The 20,201-nt window shown below is 71.0% G+C and carries 19 protein-coding genes; 9 read left to right on the forward strand and 10 right to left on the reverse strand.

Annotated features, from left to right (window positions below):
* From VM889_01915 to VM889_01935, 5 genes are all read right to left on the reverse strand, one after another.
* A partial coding sequence (locus VM889_01915; GenBank protein ID HVL47292.1) for a hypothetical protein occupies nt 1–228 on the reverse strand: 228 nt, incomplete at its 3' end.
* Between the two features lie 64 nt (nt 229–292).
* Nucleotides 293–1,078: a hypothetical protein gene (locus tag VM889_01920; protein HVL47293.1), complete on the reverse strand. Its 786-nt coding sequence runs from the start codon at nt 1,076–1,078 to the stop codon at nt 293–295.
* Entirely contained in the window at nt 1,075–1,776 is a 702-nt protein-coding gene (locus VM889_01925; protein HVL47294.1) for a hypothetical protein, read from the reverse strand. Before VM889_01925 ends, VM889_01920 begins: the two co-directional genes overlap by 4 nt.
* A 100-nt stretch (nt 1,777–1,876) precedes the next feature.
* The gene (locus tag VM889_01930; protein ID HVL47295.1) at nt 1,877–2,674 is read right to left on the reverse strand and encodes a glycosyltransferase family 2 protein; all 798 of its coding nucleotides are present in this window, start codon (nt 2,672–2,674) and stop codon (nt 1,877–1,879) included.
* Entirely contained in the window at nt 2,671–4,365 is a 1,695-nt protein-coding gene (locus VM889_01935) for a glycosyltransferase family 39 protein (protein ID HVL47296.1), read from the reverse strand. The genes VM889_01930 and VM889_01935 overlap by 4 nt, the downstream gene beginning before the upstream one ends.
* A 145-nt stretch (nt 4,366–4,510) precedes the next feature.
* Between VM889_01935 and VM889_01940 the strand changes: the two genes are divergently transcribed.
* Genes VM889_01940 through VM889_01955 form a run of 4 tightly spaced genes read left to right on the forward strand, consistent with a single transcriptional unit; the run spans nt 4,511 to nt 8,999 of the window.
* Entirely contained in the window at nt 4,511–5,833 is a 1,323-nt protein-coding gene (locus tag VM889_01940; GenBank protein HVL47297.1) for a hypothetical protein, read from the forward strand.
* A complete protein-coding gene (locus VM889_01945) occupies nt 5,793–6,722 on the forward strand; it encodes a glycosyltransferase (protein ID HVL47298.1) in 930 nt (309 codons plus the stop codon). The genes VM889_01940 and VM889_01945 overlap by 41 nt, the downstream gene beginning before the upstream one ends.
* On the forward strand, nt 6,719–8,005 hold the full coding sequence (locus tag VM889_01950; protein ID HVL47299.1) for an alkaline phosphatase family protein: 1,287 nt from the start codon (nt 6,719–6,721) through the stop codon (nt 8,003–8,005). The genes VM889_01945 and VM889_01950 overlap by 4 nt, the downstream gene beginning before the upstream one ends.
* Nucleotides 7,980–8,999: a nucleotidyltransferase domain-containing protein gene (locus tag VM889_01955; GenBank protein HVL47300.1), complete on the forward strand. Its 1,020-nt coding sequence runs from the start codon at nt 7,980–7,982 to the stop codon at nt 8,997–8,999. The genes VM889_01950 and VM889_01955 overlap by 26 nt, the downstream gene beginning before the upstream one ends.
* On the opposite strand, the gene VM889_01960 is transcribed toward VM889_01955, so the two are convergent.
* Nucleotides 8,899–10,110: a glycosyltransferase family 4 protein gene (locus VM889_01960; protein ID HVL47301.1), complete on the reverse strand. Its 1,212-nt coding sequence runs from the start codon at nt 10,108–10,110 to the stop codon at nt 8,899–8,901. The genes VM889_01955 and VM889_01960 overlap by 101 nt on opposite strands.
* Nucleotides 10,107–11,216: a glycosyltransferase family 4 protein gene (locus VM889_01965; protein ID HVL47302.1), complete on the reverse strand. Its 1,110-nt coding sequence runs from the start codon at nt 11,214–11,216 to the stop codon at nt 10,107–10,109. Before VM889_01965 ends, VM889_01960 begins: the two co-directional genes overlap by 4 nt.
* Nucleotides 11,217–11,324: 108 nt before the next feature.
* Here VM889_01965 and VM889_01970 point away from each other — a divergent pair, with 108 nt between their 5' ends.
* Nucleotides 11,325–12,203 (forward strand): hypothetical protein, encoded by an 879-nt coding sequence (locus tag VM889_01970; protein ID HVL47303.1) that lies wholly within the window; start codon nt 11,325–11,327, stop codon nt 12,201–12,203.
* 156 nt (nt 12,204–12,359) lie between these two features.
* Here VM889_01970 and VM889_01975 read toward each other — a convergent pair whose 3' ends face one another.
* Entirely contained in the window at nt 12,360–13,550 is a 1,191-nt protein-coding gene (locus tag VM889_01975; GenBank protein HVL47304.1) for a heparan-alpha-glucosaminide N-acetyltransferase domain-containing protein, read from the reverse strand.
* A gap of 55 nt (nt 13,551–13,605) precedes the next feature.
* Nucleotides 13,606–14,796 carry a heparan-alpha-glucosaminide N-acetyltransferase domain-containing protein gene (locus VM889_01980; protein ID HVL47305.1) on the reverse strand — a complete coding sequence of 397 codons (1,191 nt, stop codon included), beginning with the start codon at nt 14,794–14,796 and terminating at the stop codon, nt 13,606–13,608.
* A gap of 86 nt (nt 14,797–14,882) precedes the next feature.
* Here VM889_01980 and VM889_01985 point away from each other — a divergent pair, with 86 nt between their 5' ends.
* Together VM889_01985 and VM889_01990 are read left to right on the forward strand one after the other, a co-directional pair.
* Complete coding sequence (locus VM889_01985; GenBank protein HVL47306.1) at nt 14,883–15,635, forward strand: Sir2 family NAD-dependent protein deacetylase; 753 nt, start codon at nt 14,883–14,885, stop codon at nt 15,633–15,635.
* A gap of 76 nt (nt 15,636–15,711) precedes the next feature.
* Nucleotides 15,712–16,653, forward strand: coding sequence for a branched-chain amino acid transaminase (locus VM889_01990; protein ID HVL47307.1), 942 nt, complete (start codon nt 15,712–15,714; stop codon nt 16,651–16,653).
* 41 nt (nt 16,654–16,694) lie between these two features.
* On the opposite strand, the gene VM889_01995 is transcribed toward VM889_01990, so the two are convergent.
* Complete coding sequence (locus VM889_01995; protein ID HVL47308.1) at nt 16,695–18,659, reverse strand: FG-GAP-like repeat-containing protein; 1,965 nt, start codon at nt 18,657–18,659, stop codon at nt 16,695–16,697.
* Between the two features lie 361 nt (nt 18,660–19,020).
* Here VM889_01995 and VM889_02000 point away from each other — a divergent pair, with 361 nt between their 5' ends.
* Both VM889_02000 and VM889_02005 read left to right on the forward strand, forming a co-directional pair.
* Entirely contained in the window at nt 19,021–19,449 is a 429-nt protein-coding gene (locus tag VM889_02000; protein ID HVL47309.1) for a 30S ribosomal protein S12, read from the forward strand.
* 5 nt (nt 19,450–19,454) lie between these two features.
* The gene (locus tag VM889_02005) at nt 19,455–20,138 is read left to right on the forward strand and encodes a 30S ribosomal protein S7 (protein HVL47310.1); all 684 of its coding nucleotides are present in this window, start codon (nt 19,455–19,457) and stop codon (nt 20,136–20,138) included.
* Nucleotides 20,139–20,201 lie beyond the last annotated feature (63 nt).

The raw sequence follows: 20,201 nt of genomic DNA on the forward strand, positions 1-20,201 counted from the left end.
GTGCCGCCAGAGCGAGACCTTGACCTTCGGCATCGCGAGTGACTCGACGCAGAGCCAGCCCGCGGGGGGCGGGAGGGCGTGGACCTCGAGCGGGGCGGCTTCGCTCACGCAGGGGACGGGGTCGCCGGACGGGTAGCGGAAGGCGCAGGGTGCCGGATCGGGGTCTCGCGGTGTTGCAAGACAACCGAGGACGGGAAAGGCCATCATGAGCGAGACGACGAGAATCACGTGACGGGGTTCGCGCGATTCGATGAATGGACCCCCCGATCGCATTTCCGCCCTTCGCAAAGCGTCAGTGGCCGAGCGCAACATCTTGTAGAATGTTGTTCGACGCATGGGGAGGCATGTGGAGAGGCGTTTGGCGACACGAATTCCCGACAGACAGAATATCGAGCGGTATGACACCGCGGCCGAAATTGTTCCAATGGATGGCAAGGGTGAAATCGGTGCCGTTCAGCAAGAGGTCCCTTGGTCCCCAGAACCCGTACGGACCGAGCATCATGGGGTCGAAGTAGAAGGTGCGGTCTTCTGCCCGGAGAGCCCAGAGAAGCCAGAGGTCCCCGTCTTTGGCGGTCCACTGCGGGTCCAATCTTGCTCCAGCGAGCACGGGTGTCTCCGTTTCGACGATGGCGGCAAACGCTTGAACAAGGACCTTTTCTGTGGCACGCGTGTCCTGGGGCAGAAGCATGATGGGATTGATAGGGACGGGGAACTTTGACAACGTGACCGGAGCACGTCCCTCCGGATCTATGGCGATGGCCAGCCCAACGTCACCCTTCGGCCACTCACCTTCGTAAGCGATCGCGAAACGAGCCGTCCGAACGTTCTCGTAAACCGCGAAATGACCCGCAGCCAATTTGCAGTACCACCCTGGCCCGTCGAGTGAATCAACGAGCGTCAAGTTCAACGTCGATGCTTCGCAAGTGCGCGCCGAACCATCGCGCCAGGTCTGATGACACACTGCGAAGTCATCGAGCCTGATTTGGGGCTCGCTTTCGACAGGAGCCACACAGCCCCCGATCAGGAGCGCCAACACGACGACCACGACCGGGGGCTTCGAACGATCAAAGTCGTTCATGCGTTGGTGCTACCACCACCGCGGAGGAGAGATTCAGAATCGAACGTGGTTCCAGCCCCGCATTCAAGGGATCCGCCAAGGGATGCAGATCCAGACGGCCCGGTGATCGAGACGCCGGCGCCGATTTCCCAACTGAAGCTGATACTGCACGAACTTGATCCGCTAAACCCGCCGGCCCCTGCATCGACGTAGAACTCCGTGGGACCGAGGCCCGCCTCGCCCAGAGGCCGGCAGACCCCGAGCTGGTCCTCGAAGAGCCGCGAGCGCGCGATCGTCATGCCGGTGCCGCTTGGACCCGGCGCCCCCCATTCGAGGCCGAAGACCCATTCATCTGCGCCGTTGTTGAGGTTGTTGGTTTGAAGCATCCATGAGGCCACGAGGTTCCCGAGAGGATCCTTGTAGAGCTGGAACCATGAATTCCCGTTGCCGGTGATAACCCCCGTGACGGGCGCAGCTGCACCGCAAACCGGCGCTTCAGGCTGCACGTCGCACGGTTCGCCGCAGTCAGGGATGCAGTCCGGATCCTCGCACGAGACGAGGCAGCCTCCGACCATCATGCAGTCGATGATGCACTCCGCCTGATCGCTGAGATCGTCCACCGGCCCGCGCTGAGCCGTGAAGCAATCCACGACCCCGGAATCCACCGGGTTCGCCGCCACACCCCCGGCGCCGACGAGACCCAAGACGATCGCGGCCACGAGCACCACTCCGAAGCGCCGACGTGCGAGCACACGACCAGAACCCCCCCCCGCACTTAACACTTCTCATGACCCTGTTTGGACCGGGTTCTTGCTTCCCTCACCCGAGGCGGCGCCCGACGAGCTTCGCGCCGATCCCGATCCCGTCCTTGAAGCGGCCGAGCTTCGTCTCGCCGATGCGGCGGCCGTAGCGGATGGGGAGCTCGCGGATGACGAGGCCCGCCTTCGCGCACTGCGCGAAGAGCTCCGCTTCGATCTCGAAGCGACGCGCGGTGAGCGGGAGGGCCGCGACCTTCTCGCGCCGGAAGCCCCACATGCCCGTGCAGACGTCCGTCGTGCGGACGCCGTAAAGGAGGGTCGCGAGCGTCGAGAGCGCGACGTTGCCGACGCGGTTCACGGTGCTCATGGCGCCGTCCTCGATCTCGCCCGCGAAGCGCGACCCCATGACGACGTCCGCGCCGTCCTCGAGCTCGAGGAGGAAGCGCGGCACGTCCTCGGCCGGGTAGGTCCCGTCCGCGTCGAGCATGACGACGTACGTTCCCTTCGCGTGGTCGAGCGCGGCGCGGAACGCGAGGCCTTTGCCCACGCCGGGCTGGAGGACGACGCGCGCGCCGAAGTCGCGCGCGATCTCGCGCGTCGCGTCCTCGCTCGCGCCGTCCACGACGAGGAGGTCCACGTCGAACCCGAGCGCGGCGAGGACGGGAAGCGGCAATTCGCGGAGCGTCGTCGCGATGCCGTCCTCCTCGTTGCGCGCCGGCAGGAGGATGGTCGCGACGCCGCGCGTCGCGCGATGGGCGGTGTCATCCTGGGCGATGGAATCGGGGGCGAGAAAGCGACGGCGCGCGTCCGCGAAGGCGGATTCCGCGCGCTCGTCCCCCCCGCGGGGGACGGCGCTCAAGCGAGGCCCTCCACGCGGACGAGCTTCGTCTGACCGTCCGCAGACGACCACCGCACGGCGCCCTGGTCGAGGAACCATGGGTGGTTGTTCTTCGTGGCGTTGAACGTGTGGAGGTCCCACCAGACGTACACGTCGCGGCCCCGCATGTCCTTGAAGAAGGACTCGCTCGAGGCGCGGTCCTTGTAGACTTCCGGCCGGTAGTGGACCTGCTCGCCCATGCGCTCCACGAGCGCCTTGAAGAACAGGTTGGACTGCCAGGAGCCCGTGACGATGACGACGAGCCGGTCGTCGTTCGCGAGCGACGCGGCTTCGCGGATGCCCTCGTACTGCTCGTCCTCGTAGTAGCGGTACCACGCGGGCGTGCCCTGCGCGACGGGAACGAGCGAGACGGCGAGAAGCGATGCGGCGACGACCGCCGTCACGGCGCGGCCCGCGCCCGCGATGGGGCGATCCCTCAGGCGCGCGAGGAGGGTCTCGACGACGGACCCGACGCCGAGGCCGCCGAGGATCGCCATCGCGAGGCCGAGGTAGACGGCGGTGCGGTGCGGCAGGTACCACACGTCGAACACGTCGACGACGGTGAAGGGGAGCGTCGCGAGCCCGAAGCCGAGCGCGGCGATGCCGGCGTGGCCCCGCGTTGCGGGCACGGTCGCGATGCCGACGACGGCGAGGGCGACGAGCGTCCAGCCGAACATCATCTCGAAGTCGACGAACATCGGGAAGTGCTCGATGCCCGCGACCCCGACCGTGATGCCGCCCGCGAGCACGAGACCGCCCACGACGCCCGCCGTCGCGGAGGCCGTCCCGCGGCCCGTGCGGGCGAGCCAGGCCGGGACGAGGAACGCGACCGCGAGCGCGAGCGGAATGGCGAGGACGAACCACGGCGGGAGCGCGGCGAACGCGTGCGTCGCGAAGGCGAGCGGCCCGGCGTCCCCGACGCCGTCGCCCACCCAGCGCTGACGGTCCGCGTCGTCGGCGAGCTTGTAGCTGTAGCTCATGAAGAAGAGCCCCGCCGCGACCACGGCGCCGAGCGCGGTCGAGAGGAGCGTGGGACGCGGCTCCGCGGCGACGGCCGAGACGACCACGTAGAAGCCCGCCGCGAGGGCCGCGACGACCATGATCCAGGGGTGCGCGAGCACGAGGGCCGCGCCCGTCACCGCCGCGACGGGGGCCCACGCGGGACCGTCGCGGCCGAGGCGCACGATGGCGAGGAGGAACCACGGAAGGAGCGCGAGGTCGAGCGCGGTCGGCGCGCCGAGGCCCGAGCGGAAGATGTGCTCCGGGGTCGCGGCCATGAGCACCGCGGCGACGACGCCCGCGACCGGGCCCGCCTGGTCGCGCGCGAGGAAGAAGACGCCCGCGACGCTGAAGGCACCGAGGACGGGCGCGATGAAGCGCAGGAGCGTCTCGTGGTCGATCCCGGCGCCGGCCGCGAGCGCCCCGACGAGCGCGTGGAAGCCGGGCGGGTACATGCCGACGCCGAGCGCGACGGAGTCGCCGAAGCGGCCGTTCGCAAGCCACTCCTTCACGAACACGATGTGCGTGTAGGGATCCTCGGCCGCGATGACGGGCGAGGACAGCGGGTCGCTCAGGCGCACGTAGAGCGCCGCGGCGAGGACGGGGACGAGGAGGGGGAGCGTCCAGAGCGCGCCGCGGGTCGAGGAGGCGACACCCAGTCGGGGAGTGACCATGGGCCAAGTACCCCTTCCCAGGCCGGGATTGGCGTTTGGGGTACAGCCTTCGAAGCCGGACACCCCGGGTCGCCGGCCCGGATGGCCCCGTGCGGGGGTTGCACGAGAACGCTTTTCCTCCCGCGCCATCCCCCGCGCACGGGTCATGCACGTCGCGGCCCGGCTGAGGGAACACTTCGCCTCGCCCCAGTACCGCAACGGGTACTTCCTCATGATGAACTCCGTCGTGGGGGCGGCAACGGGGGTCGCGTTCTGGCTCCTCGCCGCCCGGTCCGTGGAGCCCGCGGCCCTCGGCGCCGCGGCGGCGGCCGTGAGCGCGTTCACGCTCGCCGCGCTTCTCGGCAAGCTCGGCCTCGACGCGGCGCTCGTCCGCCGCGTGCCGGCGCTCGGTCCGCGCGGCCGACGGGCGATCCTCCTTCTCGCCCTCGCCGTGGGAGGCGGCCTCGCGGCGGCGGTCGCCCTCGCTTTCGCGCTCGCGCTCCCGTCGCTCGACCCGCAGCTTGCGGGCGTCGTCGGACGCGACGGGCTCGCGATCGCGCTCTTCGCGCTTTTCGCGGTCGCGATCGGGACCGGTTGGGTCTTCGACGCGTATTTCGTCGCGGAGCGCCGCGCCGGACGCTCCTTCGCGCGCAATCTCGTCTTCAACGCCGTCCGGCTTCTCCTGCCCATCCCGCTCCTCGCGATCCTTCCCGGTGGGTTGGCCATCGCCGCCGCGTGGGGCCTCGGCGCGGCCGTCTCCGCGGTCGCGGCCGCGCTCATCGCGCGCGGCGCCTTCGCGGCCCGCGGCGCGCGAGCGGACGAGGATCTCGCCGCGGCCCGGCCGGGCGCAGTGCTTCCCGACGCGGCCGCGAACTACGCGGTCAACGTCGGGGAGTTCCTCCCCTCCCTCGCCCTCCCGCTCATCGTGACGGCGGTCGCGGGCGCGGAGGCGAACGCCGCCTTCTACGTCGCGTGGACCCTCGCCGGCCTCGGGTTCCTCGCGAGCAAGGCCTTCGCGAACTCGGCCTTCGCGGAGCTCGTCGCGACGCCCGCGGACGGCGCGGGCGTCATCCACCGCTCCGTCCGCCAGCACGCGACCGTGCTCGTTCCCTTCGCGCTCGGGGGCATCCTTCTCGGGCCGGAGGCCCTCGCGCTCTTCGGTCCCGGTTACGGCGAGGGATCGCGGCCCCTCCTCGCGCTCTTGCTCGTCTCGCTCGCGTTCGTCGCCGTGAACAACCTCGCGATCACCGTGCTCCGCGAGGAGAACGCGAAGCCGCGTCTCGTCGCCTTCCCGGCGGCGCTCATGACGCTCGTCCTCGCGTTCTCCCTGGTCTCCATCCCGGCCTGGGGCGTCCTGGGCGTCGGCGTGGCGTGGCTGGCCGCGAACGCCGTCGCGGCGGTCCCCGCCTGGAGCATCGTCGCCCGTCGCGCGCACAGGAGGTGGACGCTTGCGGCCCTCGCTGTCGGTGGTCGTCCTCACCAGGAATGAGGCCGCGCACGTCCGCGAGGCGCTCGCGTCCCTCCTCGCGCAGAGCGACCCGGTCGACGAGATCGTCGTGGTCGACGCCGCAAGCGACGACGCGACGTGCGCGCTCGTCCGGGAGGCCGCCGAGCGGGACTCGCGCGTCCGCCTCATCGACTCCCCGCGCATCCTGGCCGTCGGGGAGGCCAGGAACCTCGGCGTCGCGGCCTCGAAAGGGGAATGCGTGGCCTTCATGAGCGCCGACGCGGTCGCCGATCCATCCTTCGCGGCGCGGGTGCGGGCGTCGCTTCGCGGCGCCGACCTCGTCTTCGGCCGTCAGGTCCACGCCCCGTTGCGCCTCACGCTCGCGGCCGCCGTCCGCGGCCTACGGTACCATCTCTACGAGCGGAAGCTTCCCGCCGAAGCGTATGCCTCGAACGTCGTCTCGGCCGCCCGGAGGGAGCTTCTCGAGCGCTTCCCGTTCGGCGCGTCCGAGGCGGATTCGGTGCTCGACGACGTCCTGCTCGCCCGTCGCGCGCGCGAAGCGGGCCTCGTCCTCGCGTACGATCCGACGATGGTGGTGCACCATCGCGACAAGGCGACGCTCGCCTCGGAGTACCGCAAGGTGAGACGGGAGGCGCGAGCCTGGGGCGCAACGCGGCGCGAGACGGGCGGACTCGACCGCGTGGTCGGCTGGGGGGCGCTCGTCCTCGTCGCCCTCGGGGGCGCCGTCTCGTACCCGCACACGATCACGCTCGCCCTCCTCGCGCTCGTGCTCGCGGCGCCGGCGCTCCGCCGGGTCACGCCGGGCGCCTTCGCCCGCTATCGGGGCTGGGCCCTCGCGGCCATCGCCGCGAGCCCTGCCTACGACCTCGCCTTCCTCTTCCATTACATCCAAGGAGCCATGAGCCGATGACCACGACGCCCACGTTCTTCCTCATCCTCGACGCCTGCCGACACGACTACATCACGCCCGAGACGACGCCGTTCCTCGCCGCGCTCCTCGAGCGCTCGAGGCGCGGATCGCTCGTCTCTCCCGCCGGATTCGCGCAGCGCACCGCGATGTTCACCGGGACGTACCCCGACAAGAGCGGCAACTTCAGCGCCTTCGGCTACGGTCCCGAGAACTCGCCGTTCGGTTGGCTCTCGAAGCTGGGTCCGCTCGCGCGATGGTACCGACCGCGCAAGGTGTTCTTCCCGGTGCGCCTCGCGATCAAGCACGCAAGCCGCCTCATCACGGGCAAGTACCACACCGATCCCGCATGGATCCCGCCGACCTTCCTCCCCAAGTTCGAGGTCGTCGAGGATTCCCGGCCCATCTTCGATCCGGGCGCGCTGCCCTCGACGAGCCTCTTCGACCGCCTTCGCGAGGACGGGAAGACGTTCTTCTACGGCGCGCACCCCGTGAGCGGCGACGACGAGGAGATCTTCTCGATGCTCCTCGAGCGCTTCGAGCGCCGCGTCGAAGACGCGCTGTTCGTCGCGCAGTTCTCGACGCTCGACGAGAACGGCCACCACGCGGGGCCCCTCCTCCCGGCGGGCCTCGAGCCTTCGGCGGAGCAGACGGACCAGGACCGCTCGCTCATGCGCCGCGAGCTCGCGGAGCTCGACCGGAAGTGCCGGACGATCCACACCTCGCTCGCCTCGAACTACGGCGACTTCAACTTCATGGTCGTCGGCGACCACGGCATGGCGCCGGTTCGGCGGCGCGTCGACGTGCTCGCGGCCCTCCGGACGCTCGACCTCGAGCCCGGGGAGGACTACACCGTGTTCGTGAACAGCACGATCGCGAACTTCTGGTTCGAGACCGAGCGCGCGCGCTCGGAGATCACCTCCGCGATGGAGCGCCTCGGCGGCGGCCGATTCCTCAGCCGCTCCGAGATGGAGGCGGAGCGCATCGGCTTCTCGACGCGGCGATACGGGGACGCGCTCTTCGCCGCCGATCCGGGCACGCTCTTCTGGCCCGACTACTTCCACGTCGTCGACTCGACGATCAAGGGCATGCACGGGTACATCGACAAGGCGGAGGAGACGTACTCGCTCCTCATGGTCTCGGGCCCGGGCATCGCGCCCGGCGAGATCGGCGCGCGGCCGCTCGTCGACGTCTTCCCCACGCTCTGCCGCCTCACGGGCGTGGAATCGACGGTCGACAGCGAAGGAAGGAGCCTCCTCGATGCCTCTCTCGTGCGCCGAGCTTGATTTCCCCTACACGGCGCGCGACACGCCCGCCCTCCGAGCCCGCATCGACCGCGACCTCGAAGCCGCCGTCCGCGCGACCGCGACGCGCGACCCGTCGGCCCGCGCGCTCGTGCTCACGGGAGGGTTCGCGCGGGGCGAGGGCAGCGCGCGCGAGGCGACGCCGCTCAACGACTACGACTTCGTGCTCGTGCGCGACCGCCCGGGCGGCGGTCCCGTCGCCTCGTCGATCGCGAAGGCGCTGGAAAGGGACCTCGGCATCAAGGTGGATCTCGTGCCCGTCTTCACGGGACGCCTTCCGTGGCTCGCCCCGAAGCTCTTCTGGGTGGAAACACGCGCCGCGGGCCGGGTCATCGCGGGTCAGTCGCGCGTCATCGACCTCATCCCGCCCTTTCCGCCGTCCACCATCCCGCTTTCGGAGGCGCGCCGGCTCCTCCTCAACCGGGCGGTCGGGCTTCTCGAAGGCTCCGCCTTCGGCCCCGAGGCGGCGCGGTGGCACGCGGCGAAGGCCGTCCTCGCGTGCGTCGAGGCGCGGCTCATCGCGCGCGGCCTCCACGACCCCTCGGTCGCGACACGGCTCGCCCGGTTCGAGGCGCTCGGCATGATCGACGAGATCCCGCTCGCGCGATGGGCGACGGCCTTCAAGCTCGATCCCGCCGCCCACGACGCGGTCGACGCGGACGCGACGTGGCGGGCCGCGAAGGACGCGCTGCTCGCCACGCATGCGCTCCTGTTCCCGTCCGCCGCGCGGGCGACGTTCGCGGAGGTCGCGTTCCACGCGGCGCGCTCGCGGAGGATCGCGCTCGATCCCTCGGGCGCGGTGCGGCGCGTCGCGCTCGCGGCGCTCGAATCGTGCGAGGGCCCCGAGGGCCCGGATCGCGCGAAGCTCGCCCGTCTCAACCTGAGCCTCGCCGGCCTCGGGGCGACGACGGCCCCGACCGACTGGCCCGGGTGGGTGAGCGCGTTCCTCGAGGTGCGCGCCGGGACGCTGCAATAGCCTCCTCGAAGAGGAGGTCGGTCGCCTCAGAGATGCCGCGCCAACCGTAACGGGAAGCGACGCGCGCCGCGCCCCGACGCCCGAGGTCCGACGCCCGGCCGGGGTCCCGCGCGAGGTCGCCGAGGGCCTCTGCGAGCGCGCCGGGGTCGCCCGGGGGGACGAGGATCCCGGTCGCCCCGTCCTCGACGAGCGAGGGCACGCCGCCCACGGCGCTCGCGACGACGGGAAGCCCACAGGCGGCCGCCTCCGCGGCCACCATGCCGAACGACTCGGCGTCGGTCAGGCTCGGAAGCGCGAGCGCTCCATGCGCGCGGTAGAGGTCGGCAAGGTCGGCGTCCGGCACGCGACCCGCGAAGGCGACGGGCAGGTCGAGGGCGAGCGCCTTCGCGCGCCATCCGGCCACCATCGGACCGCCGCCCGCCACGGTGAGCGTGAGGCGCGGGTCGGCGGCGTGGGCCCGGCGGAAGGCCTCGAAGAGCACGTGGAAGCCCTTCCAGCCGTAGGCCGGATCGAGCCGCCCGAGGTAGAGCAGCCGCGTGGGCTCGGCGGGCTTCGGCGCGGGATGGAACCGTTCGAGATCGACGCCCGGGGGAATGACGGTCGTCTTGTCGGCGTACCGCGCGAGGCGGTTCGCGGCGACAAAGGGACTCACGGCGACGATGCGGCGCGCGGCGCGGAAGGCCCACGGCTCGACGGTCGCGCCGAGCAAGCGGGCCGCGGCCTCGAGGCCGGGCCTTCCGCCCTTGAGCAAGCCGGCGTGGTACGTCGCGACGTACGGCGCGTTCACGAGGCGCGCGGCGAGGGCGGCGCCTTCGAGCGCCCCGGGAACCGGCCCGTGGCCGTTCACGACGTCCGGCCGCCAGGCCTTGACGAGGCGCGCGAGCCGCGAGGCCGCGCGCAAAGCGACGGGCGTGTTCGACACGACGGCCGAGGCCGGAAGACGCTCCACGAGAACGCCCTCGTCGTCCAAGGCATCGGGATCTTCCCGGGTGGCGGCGACGACGCGCACGTCGTGCCCGCGCGCGACGAGACCGCGAGCGATGCCGCGGGCGTAGTTCTCGAGGCCGCCCCCCTCGGGCGGCCACCAGGGCGTCGCGAGGACGATCCTCATGGCGCGGGCTCCGTCGCCGCTCGATAGGCCTCCTCGAGCCCCTTCGCGACGACCGGCCACGCGTAGCGGCGAGCGACGGCGCGGCGCAGGTCGTTCGCGGACGGGAGCGCCGCGCGCCCCTCGAGCACGTCGACGATGCGGCCCGCGAGGTCCTGGGCGTCCCCGGGTCGGGCGACGAGGCCTCCGAGCGACGCGACGTGGCGGACGCCCGGCAGGTCCGACGCGACGACGGGTGTGCCTGAGGCGAGCGATTCGAGAAGCGCGACGCCGAAGGCCTCCTGCGTGTTCACGCTCGGCAGCACCGTGACGGCGGCCTTCGCATAGAGCGTTGCAAGCGTTTCGTCGTCGACGCGACCCAGGAACGTCGCGTCCACGCCAAGGTTCCGAGCGAGATCCTCGAGCCCGTCGCGCAGCGGCCCGTCGCCCGCGACGACGAGCGGCGCGGGGCGGCGCGCCTGGACGCGGCGCATCGCGGACAGGAGGACGCTCACGCCCTTGTACGGGACGAGGCGGCCGACGAAGAGCACGTAGCCCTCGCGCCGCGAGGCGGGGCGGAACCGCGCGACGTCGACGCCGTTCGGGACGTGGACCGTCGGGACGCGCGACACGAGTCGACCAAGGCCCGCGGGCGGCTCCGGCGAGCGGTGCACGACGAGACGCGCGGCGGCCATCGCGCGGCCGAGCGTCGAGCCGTAGACGTTCGTCGCGAGCGCCATCGCGGTCGAGGTGGGCGCGACGTCGAAATGGTAGTCCACGACGACGGGGGGTCCGCCGCGCACGCGTGAAAGGAGCGGGACGAGGTCCGACATCGTCGGATACGTCGCAGGGACGTGCACGACGTCGGCGTCGAGGCGCGCCCACGCGAGCGACGAGAGCGGGGCGCGGAACGCGCTCGCGAAGCGGCGCACGGCTTCGACGCGGACGCCCTCGGGGGTCCGGGCCGTGTAGGGTCGGCGGGCGGTCGTCCACAGGGTGACGTCGTGGCCCCGCTTCGCGAGCGCCGCGGCGCTTCCGGCGAGGCTCGCCTCGACGCCGCCCGCGAGGCCCGACGGGTCGCCGGGTTCCTCGGGCGTCGGCGGGTAGGGACTGAGGAGCGCGACGCGCACGGCGCGCCGGCTGCCGATGCGCGGCAAGCGGTTTGTGGGTCACGCCTCGAAGGCCAAACGTGATGCCTGCGGCGCGCCATGCGGGCGGGCGATGGACGGTGCGCGCGCGTGAGGGTGCTCCACGTGAACAACCCCGCGAACGTCGGGTGGGCCCTGACGCGGGCGCTCCGGGAGGAAGGCATCGTCGCCGAGGTGCTCGACCTCTATCCGTCCCCTTTCGGATTCCCTTCGGACCTCGACGCCGACCAGCGCGGCGTGGGCGCATTCCTGACGGCGCCGCGCCTCGCCCGCCTCGCGGGCCGGTACGACGTCCTGCATTTCCACGACTGCTTCCCGCGCGCCTTCAGGCTCGGCGTCGCCCTCGCGTCGGCGAAGCCGAAGCTCGTCTTCCATCACCACGGGAGCCTCCTGCGGTCGGGCGCCGCTCGTCACGCGGACGCGCCCGGCGCGCACCTCGTCGCGACGCCGGACCTCCTCGGCCACCTCCCGAAGGCGCGGTACGTGCCGACCCCGCACGCGCCTCCGGTCGACCCCGTGTACCCTTCGGGCCGCGGCCCCATCCTCGTCGGACACTACCCTTCGAACGAATCCACGAAGGGGACGCCCGCGATCCGCGCCGCCGTCGCGCCGCTCGTCGAGGCCGGGCTCGCCCGCTTCGACGTGGCAAGCGGCCTCAAGCACCGCGAGGCGCTCGCGCGCATGGCCGCGTGCGACGTCGTCGTGGACCAGTGGCGACCGGACATCAACGCGCACGGCGTCGTGACCCTCGAGGCGATGGGCCTCGGCAAGCCCGTCGTGTGCTCGGTCGAGCGCGCATGGTACCCGGGCATTCCCGTGCTCGCGGGCGATCTCGAGGTCGCGCTTGCGGAGGCCGCCCGGCGACCCGAGCGCCTGCCCGAGATCGGTCGCGTGTCCCGGGCCTACGTCGAGCGCGTGCACGCGCCGAAGGCGGTCGCGGCGCAGCTCCTCGCCGTGTATGAAGGATGACCGCCCGGAGCGGGCGGGTGAGAAGGAAGGGCCCCCAAGAAATTAGAGGTGTTGCCGTACCTGTTGCTGGAGATGGGTGCCCTTGGGCCTGCGGGGCAGGCTTGATCCGATGACGGATCGGGGCTACTTAAACTCCTTCCCAACCCTCTGTTCGCTTCACAGGTAGCTCAGCCACCAGTCCTTGCGACGGCGCTTCACGTCCGCAAACCACGCGCACAGGGGATAGAGGAGGAGCACGACGCCGATCCAGACGGCGTAGACGACGGGCAGGTCGAAACCCCAGGTGGGCGGGAGCGCTGCGAAGAAGACGCCCACGAGAGGCCGCCAGTCGTGGCCGACCACGACGGCGAAGACCGGGACGAGGAGCCGGAGGATCCACAGATGGAGCACGTAGTAGAAGAGGGGGACGCGTCCGAAGGTGACGAAGATCCGGCTCCACGCGCCTTTCGCGCGGTCGAGGGCAGGAAGGATCGCGAGGGCAGGCCCGAGCGTCGCGAGGAGGAAGAGGAGCGAGGGCGGGTACTTCTGCACGTTCATGAAGTCCATCGCCGTGCGGACGGGGTCGCCCTGGTCGCTCCAGCCGCCCGGGTCGCCGTAGACCTGCGAGGCGCGCAGGACGAGGAAGAGCGCGACGGCCGAGAGCCCGATCGCGACGAGCGCCCGGTCGCGCATCGCGCGGTCCCCCGTGAAGAGGCGGCCCAGGCCGTATCCCGCGGCCATTACGCCGAACCAGGGGAGCACGGGATAGCCGGGGCGGATGAGGAGCCCGGGGACGGGCTCGACCGCGCCGCGCTCGTGGAGCATCTTCCACAGCCAGTCGAACGGCCCGAAATGGGCGGGAACGAGCGGGTCGGCGAGGTTGTGGAGGGCGAGGATTGCGAGGCCGATCGCGCCGACGACGCCGGGCCCGAAGCGCACGAGGAACGAGAGCGCGACCATCGACCACCCGATCGCCCAGATGACCTGCGCGATGATCGTGCCGAAGTTGAGGTCGAGGAACCAGCCGACGTGCACGAACGTCATCTCGACGACGACGAGCCACAGTCCGCGCGTCCACAGGAACCGCGGGAGGTCCACGCGCCCCCGCGATCCGGAGAGGAACGCCGCCGTCCCCGCGAAGAAGACGAAGACCGGCGCGGCGAAGTGGGTGATCCAGCGCGTGATGTAGTACTCGGGCGTCGTGACCGCGTGATCGAGCGGATTGAATCGCGCGAAGGTGAAGAATGCGCGGGCGTGGTCGAGCGCCATCACGACCATGACGAGGCCTCGCAGGAGGTCGATGCCCTCAAGACGGCCGGGGGCGGCCCGAGGCGCGCTTTGCGGACGGGCAGCTACGAGGGTCGCCACCGTCGTGCTATCGTGTCGCGCGTCATGAAACCTTGGCCGCAACGGCCGCGGCGGATCAGAGGTAGCTCAGCCACCAGTCCCGGCGGCGACGCTTGAGGTCCGCGAACCAGGCGCAGAACGGGTAGAGCAGCAGGACCACGCCGGCAGTGACGAGATAGACCACCGGCAGGTCCCAACCGTACCCTTCCGGGAACGTGAACTGCGGGATCGAGACGACCCGCAGCCCCGTGAACCCGCTGAGGTTCGCGAACACGATCGCGAGACCGTGGATGAGGATCAGGTGCACGACGTAATAGAACAGGGGCACGCGTCCCAGGGTCACGAAAAACGCCGCCGCGCGCCCCTTCGCGCGCTCGAGGAGCGGCAGCGCCGCGACGACGGGCCCCAGCGTGGCGAGGATGAAAAGGAAGGAGGGCGGATACTTCGTGACGGCCATGAAATCCATCGCGGTGCGGGCGAGGTCGCCGCGGTCGGCCCAACCGTCCGCATCGCCGTAGACCTGCGCGCCGCGCAGCACGAAGAAGAGCGCGACCATGCCGAGGCCGACGATGGGAAGGACGCGCGCGCGGCGTTCGCCGTCCCACAGGAAGACCTGGCCGAAGCCGTATCCCGCGGCGATGACGCCGATCCACGGGAGGACCGGGTAGAACGCGAGGATCATCGCGCCGGGCCCGAGCGGGATCACGCCGCCCTCATGGAGGAGGACCCAGAGCGGGCCGAGCGAACCGAAGTCGGACGGCACGAGGGGGTCCGCGAGGTTGTGGAGCGCGACGATGCCGAGGCCGATCGCGCCCGTCGCGACCGGGCCGAGGCGCACGAGGAAGGAGAGCGCGACCATGGACCACCCGATCGCCCAGATCACCTGGGCGGCCATCACGCCGAAGTTCAGGTCGTAGGTCCATCCGAAGTGGACGAAGGTCATCTCCACGGCGACGAGCCAGAGACCGCGGGTCCAGAGGAATCGCGGAAGCGCGGCCTCGCTCCTGCGTCCGTAGAGGAACGCGGCCGTGCCGGCGAGGAGCACGAACGTGGGCGCGACGAAGTGGGTGATCCACCGCGTCACGAAGTACTCGGGCGTCGAGTCGGCCCAGCTCACGGGGTCGAAGCGCGCGATCGTGAAATAGACGCGGACGTGGTCGATCGCCATGAGCACCATGACGACGCCGCGCAGGAGATCGATGCTCTCGAGCCGCCCCGCGGTCGAAGCGGCGTTCTCCACCGTCCGCTCCGCGAGGACTGTCGCCATCTCCGCCTCCCATCCGCGAGGACCGCGCGCGGGCATCAAGGTTTGGCCGCCGAAGACTCAAGGTCGAGGGACACCCTCGCCGGGTCGTGGACGACGCCATCCGCGCCCTCGCGCGCGCCGAGCGCGTCCTCGCCTTCACGGGCGCGGGCGTCTCGACGGCCTCGGGCATCCCGGACTTCCGTGGCCCCGACGGGCTCTGGAAGCGCTTCGACCCCGCCGAGTTCGAGTACGACCGCCTCGTCGCGGATCCTTCTCGGTTCTGGACGCTTCGCGCCAAGCTCGAGGCCGCGCTCAATCTCGAGGCTGCCCGGCCGAATGCCGCGCACCGCGCCCTCGCGGCAGCCGAAGGGTCGGGTCGCCTCGTGGGCGTCGTCACGCAGAACGTGGACGGCCTCCATCTCGCGGCGGGCACCTCGCCCGAGCGGCTCGTGGAGCTGCACGGCGCGGCGCGGGAGGTGCAATGCCTCGTCTGCCGCGCGCGGCATCCCGTCGCGGTCGCGCGCGAGGACCTCGCAAGGGGCCGCGTCCCGCCGCGGTGCCCCGCTTGCGGCGGCGCGCTCAAGCCCGGCGTCACGCTCTTCGGCGAGACGCTCGACGCGGCCGCGTGGGCGCGCGCCGACGCCTTCGCGCGACGCGCCGACATCGTTCTCGTCGTGGGTTCGAGCCTCGGCGTGTATCCCGCCGCGCTCGTCCCGCGCCGCGTCGTCGAGGCGGGCGGCGGGCTCGTCATCGTGAATCGCGAGCCGACGCCGTTCGACGACGACGCGGACGCCCTGGTCCGCGAGGACGTCGCGACGGCCTTGCCGCGGCTCATGGCGGGCGCGGGTCTCGTCCGGTAGCGGCGGCGGCACCGATGCGCGATTCCCGCGGGTCCGTCGGCGGAAGCCTTTTCAGCCCGCGCCGCGACTCGAAGTCATGACGGTCCGCACGCCCGCGTGGGCGCTCCTCGACGGCGAGCTCGTCTTGTGGGAGCGCGCGACGCTCCACGCCTCCACGCACGGATTCCTCTACGGCACCGCCGTCTTCGAGGGCGTGCGCGCGTACAAGCAGGAATCGGGCGGCGTCGCCGTCTTCGAGCTCGCGGCCCACAGCGACCGCCTCGCGCGCAACGCCCGCATGATGGGCTTCGCGGGCGCCCCCGACGGGACGACGCTCGCGGGGTGGACGCTCGACCTCCTTTCCGCGCTCGAGGCGAAGGAGGACCATTACATCCGTCCCGTCGTCTATGTCGGCGAGGGCGGCATCGGCATCCACCCGACGACCCAGAAGACGAAAACCGTCATCATGGCGACGCCGATGCAGAAGTACTTCTCGAAAGGCGTCCTCGCGGCGAAGGTCTCGAGCTGGATGCGCATCAGCGGGCGCGCGATCCCCCCGATGGGCAAGATCAACGGCGCGTACGCGAACTCCTACCTCGCGAGCAAGGAGGCGCGCGAGGCGGGCTTCGACGAAGCGATCCTGCTCAACGAGCGCGGCCTCGTGAGCGAGGGCTCGGGCGAGAACATCTGGCTCGTGCGCGACGGCGAGCTCGTGACGCCGGGGCTCGACGGGGACATCCTCGACGGCATCACGCGGCGCCACGTCCTCGACCTCGCGCGCGACCTCGGCCTCGTCGTGCACGAGCGGGGCGTCCCGCGCTCGGAGCTCTACGCGGCGGACGAGATCTTCTTCAGCGGCACGGGCGTCGAGATCAGCCCCGTGGGCCGCGTCGACCACGTGACGATCGGAAACGGCGAGCCGGGCCCGGTCACGCGCGCGATCCACGACCGCTTCCACGCCTCGATCCGCGGCCTCGTCCCGAGCTACGCGCGAAAGCTCACGCCCGTCGTTCCCGGACGCCAAACGAAGAAGACGTAGGCGAGCGGCATCGGCGGGTTTCGTCCGACCCCCGGCGGACGCTACCGCGATTTCCGGCGAAGGATGGCAAGCGCGGCCGCGATCGCGATGAAAAGCCCCGCGGCCGGCCCCGGGATCGGGATTCCGCCGACCGATTCCTGGGGCCGCTCCTCGAGCGTCACCGCGATGGGCGTCTCGCGATCGCGCACGATGGCCCCCTCGACCCCTCCGGCGCCGAAGCCTTCGCGAGAGGCCTCGATCGTCGCGCGCCCGGCCTTTGCCGCGAAGCGCGCGGTGCCGTTCGCGTCCGACGTTGCCTCCATCGTTCCGTTCGGGGTCTTTGCCACCACCTTCGCGCCCGCGATCGGCGCTCCGGTCGCGTTCACGACGCGGACGATCAGCGTTCCGACGGGCGCCTTCGCGGGGGTCTTCTTCTCGCCCGCGCCCGAGAAGAGCGGGCCGTCGAGGGCGTGGTTGAAGCGCTCGTTGTTCGAATAGGCCGCGTCGAGCGCGACGTTCGTGTCGTACACCATGATCGCGCCTTCGCGGCACCCGACGTCGAGCTTCGGACCCGCGCATCCCTCAGCGCCCCGCATGAGCGGGATGACGACCTGGGCGTACCCGTCGCCCGCGATGTCGGCGACGATGGGTCCGCGGCTCGCCTTCCACCCGCCGGGCGGGAACGGGATCCAGCCCTTCTCCTCGCCCGTCTTCGGGTCGTGAAGCGCGAGGCCGTCGAGCGCGAACTTCTGCGCCTCGACGACGATCTCCTGCGCGCCGTCTCCGTTCACGTCCGCGATCGCGACGTTCTTGTTGCTCCACGTCGCGTCCACGCCGACGCGCCACAGGAGCTTGCCGTTCCGCCCGTCGAGCGCGAAGAGGTTCGACGGGCGACCCGTCGTCTCCCAGTTGCCCGGATTGTGGCCGATCGTGTTCCAGTCGATCATGATCACGTCGAGCGTGCCGTCGCCGTTCGCGTCGAAGGGCGCCGCCTGCATGTAGTTCAGCGGGTTCGCCTCGGGGAAGCTCGACTTCCAGAGAAGCGACCCGTCGGGCTTGAGCGCGTAGATCGTCTGGTGCTGCTTCGTGTGCCAATCGGGCGCGCCGCCCTTCACGGCCTGGCGGGCCGCGAAGACGACGACGCGCGTGCCGTCCCCCTTGAGATCGAGCACCGCCGGCGCGACCGGAATCGATGCGGGGCGGGACCCGTGGGCCTTCGAGGAGAAGCTCCACCGGAGGTCCCCGGTGGCGACGTCGTAGGCCATCACGTCGCCGCCGTCCGTGGCGAACACGGCCTCGACGCGGCCGTCGCCGTCGAGGTCCTGCGCGATCGGCCCGCCGTTGCCGTCGTACGAGAGATTGTACCATGCGTACGTGTTGTTGCCCGTGAGCGCGTACTGCCCCGGCATGCCGTCGGTCTGCAGCAGGATGATGGTTCCGCCGCCTGGCGCCTTCGCGAGGTACGGCGCGCCGTCCGCCGAAGGCTGGCCCGGCCAAGGGTCCGCCTTCGGGAAGCGCTTGGTGTAGTTCGCGTCGAGCTCCGTCGGGTTCGGCGTCCGCTGCCAGAGCTTCGTGAACGCGAACGTCCCGTCCGGGTTGCGTCCCGCGAACTCGTACACGGTGACGACGCCCATGCTGTTCACCGACACGAGGTCGGGCTTCCCGTTCGCGTTCACGTCCCCCACCGCGACGCCGTTGATGTCGCGCGCGGCCCAGCCGGGCCAATGCATCGTTTCCAGGTCCGCGAGCACGCGCCCGTCGAGCACGTCGAGGACGTAGAGACGCAGGTTGTCGTTCTGGGAGATGAGCTCCATGCGCCCGTCCCCGTCGAGGTCGTGGAGGTTCATCTGGTGCGTGTCGAACGCCATGAAGGGGTGCAGGGGATTCGCGACGGCGTTCGTCACGAGGAGACGCTCCACGAGCGCGCCGCCCATGCCCGTCGGGCCCGGACGCTCGGCGGCGGTCCCAGGCGGGACGGCGGCGGCGACGAGCGCGGCGAGAAGGAGGACCGTGACGATGGGACGCAAGGGGAGACACCCGGGCGCGACGCCGGGGGAGGAGGCGGCCTCACCGTTGTGGTACAACGAGGGAATCGGGACCGGGAGCCGGGAGCCGGGAGCCGGGAGCCGGGAGCCGGGCGCCGGGCCCGGGAGCCGGGACCGGGAGCCGGGCGCCGGGCCCGGGAGCCGGGAGCGGGCGTCGGGTCCGGGACCGGGTCCGGGACCGGGAGCGGGACCGGGACCGGGTCCCGGCCCCCAGCCCCCAACCGTTATATATTCCAACCCGCCTCCGGCGCCTTACTCCACCGGAGAGCGCAGCTTGCGGACCTCCCCTTCGCGGGAACCGTTCGGCCTTTCCCTCGGAGCTGTACAGACGCCAGGTGAACACATGGCAAAAGGTCTCTTCGCCGCCCGGAAGCTCCAGGACGACCGGCAGAAATTCCGCTGGTCGGACCGGTATTACAAGCGCCGCACGCTCGCCCTCAAGGACAAGTCGGACCCGCTCGAGGGTGTCCCGCAGGCGCGTGGCATCGTGATCGAGAAGGTCGGGATCGAGGCGAAGCAGCCCAACTCGGCCATCCGCAAGTGCGTCAAGATCCAGCTCATCAAGAACGGTCGACAGGTCACGGCGTTCGCGCCGGGCGACGGCGCGATCAACTTCATCGACGAGCACGACGAGGTCATGATCGAAGGCATCGGCGGCCGCATGGGCCGTTCGTACGGTGACATCCCGGGTGTCCGCTTCAAGGTCATCCAGGTGAACGGCGTCGCCCTCACGGAACTCGTGAAGGGCAAGAAGGAAAAGCCGATGAGGTGATGTCGATGACGGACGAGCAGAACCCCGCCAACCCCGCCCCGCCCGCCGACACGGACGCCCCGCTCGAGGCCGCCGCCGAGGAGTCCCTCGCGCCGCAGCGCCCGGTCATCGTCGTTCCGAAGTTCCCGGTCCCGCCGCTCTTCGGCAAGTACGCCTTCGACGAGGTGTCGGTCTCCGACGTCTCGCTCGCGAAGTACATCAACCTCAGCCCGACGCTCGTGCTCCACACGAGCGCGCGCCACGCGAACAAGGCCTTCGGCAAGCAGCGCATCCACGTCGTGGAGCGCCTCATCAACGAGATGATGAAGACCGAGACGTGGACGGGCAAGAAGGCCTCAGCCTACCGCGCCGTCAAGGACGCGTTCGCGATCATCCACGAGCGCACGAAGGACAACCCGATCCAGGTGCTCGTGAAGGCGCTCGAGAACGCGGCGCCCCGCGAAGAGGTCACCCGCCTGCGCTACGGCGGCATCTCGGTCCCCAAGGCCGTCGACGTCGCGCCCTCGCGCCGCCTCGACGTCGCGCTCCGCAACATCACGTCGGGCGCGGTCGCGGCGAGCCACAAGAGCAAGAACCCCATCGCGCAGTGCATCGCCGACGAGATCCTGAAGGCCGCGAAGAACGACATGAACTCGTTCGCCGTGGGCAAGAAGGAAGAAGTCGAACGCGTCGCCAAGTCGGCGCGCTGAGCCGTTCGACCGGCCTACGCGGGCCGCGACGCGGCCCGCCTCTCTTTTTCCTCCCCCGGTTGC

Source organism: Candidatus Thermoplasmatota archaeon (genome assembly GCA_035540375.1).
In the GTDB taxonomy this organism is placed as follows: Archaea; Thermoplasmatota; SW-10-69-26; order JACQPN01; family JAJPHT01; genus DATLGO01.

What these genes read in the sequence shown, in the direction of transcription:
- VM889_01920 (HVL47293.1), bottom strand. Translation starts at nt 1,078, where the DNA reads ATGAACGACTTTGATCGTTCGAAGCCCCCGGTCGTGGTCGTCGTGTTG.
- VM889_01935 (HVL47296.1), bottom strand. Translation starts at nt 4,365, where the DNA reads ATGGTCACTCCCCGACTGGGTGTCGCCTCCTCGACCCGCGGCGCGCTC.
- VM889_01940 (HVL47297.1), top strand. Translation starts at nt 4,511, where the DNA reads ATGCACGTCGCGGCCCGGCTGAGGGAACACTTCGCCTCGCCCCAGTAC.
- VM889_01950 (HVL47299.1), top strand. Translation starts at nt 6,719, where the DNA reads ATGACCACGACGCCCACGTTCTTCCTCATCCTCGACGCCTGCCGACAC.
- VM889_01955 (HVL47300.1), top strand. Translation starts at nt 7,980, where the DNA reads ATGCCTCTCTCGTGCGCCGAGCTTGATTTCCCCTACACGGCGCGCGAC.
- VM889_01960 (HVL47301.1), bottom strand. Translation starts at nt 10,110, where the DNA reads ATGAGGATCGTCCTCGCGACGCCCTGGTGGCCGCCCGAGGGGGGCGGC.
- VM889_01980 (HVL47305.1), bottom strand. Translation starts at nt 14,796, where the DNA reads ATGGCGACAGTCCTCGCGGAGCGGACGGTGGAGAACGCCGCTTCGACC.
- VM889_01990 (HVL47307.1), top strand. Translation starts at nt 15,712, where the DNA reads ATGACGGTCCGCACGCCCGCGTGGGCGCTCCTCGACGGCGAGCTCGTC.
- VM889_02000 (HVL47309.1), top strand. Translation starts at nt 19,021, where the DNA reads ATGGCAAAAGGTCTCTTCGCCGCCCGGAAGCTCCAGGACGACCGGCAG.
- VM889_02005 (HVL47310.1), top strand. Translation starts at nt 19,455, where the DNA reads ATGACGGACGAGCAGAACCCCGCCAACCCCGCCCCGCCCGCCGACACG.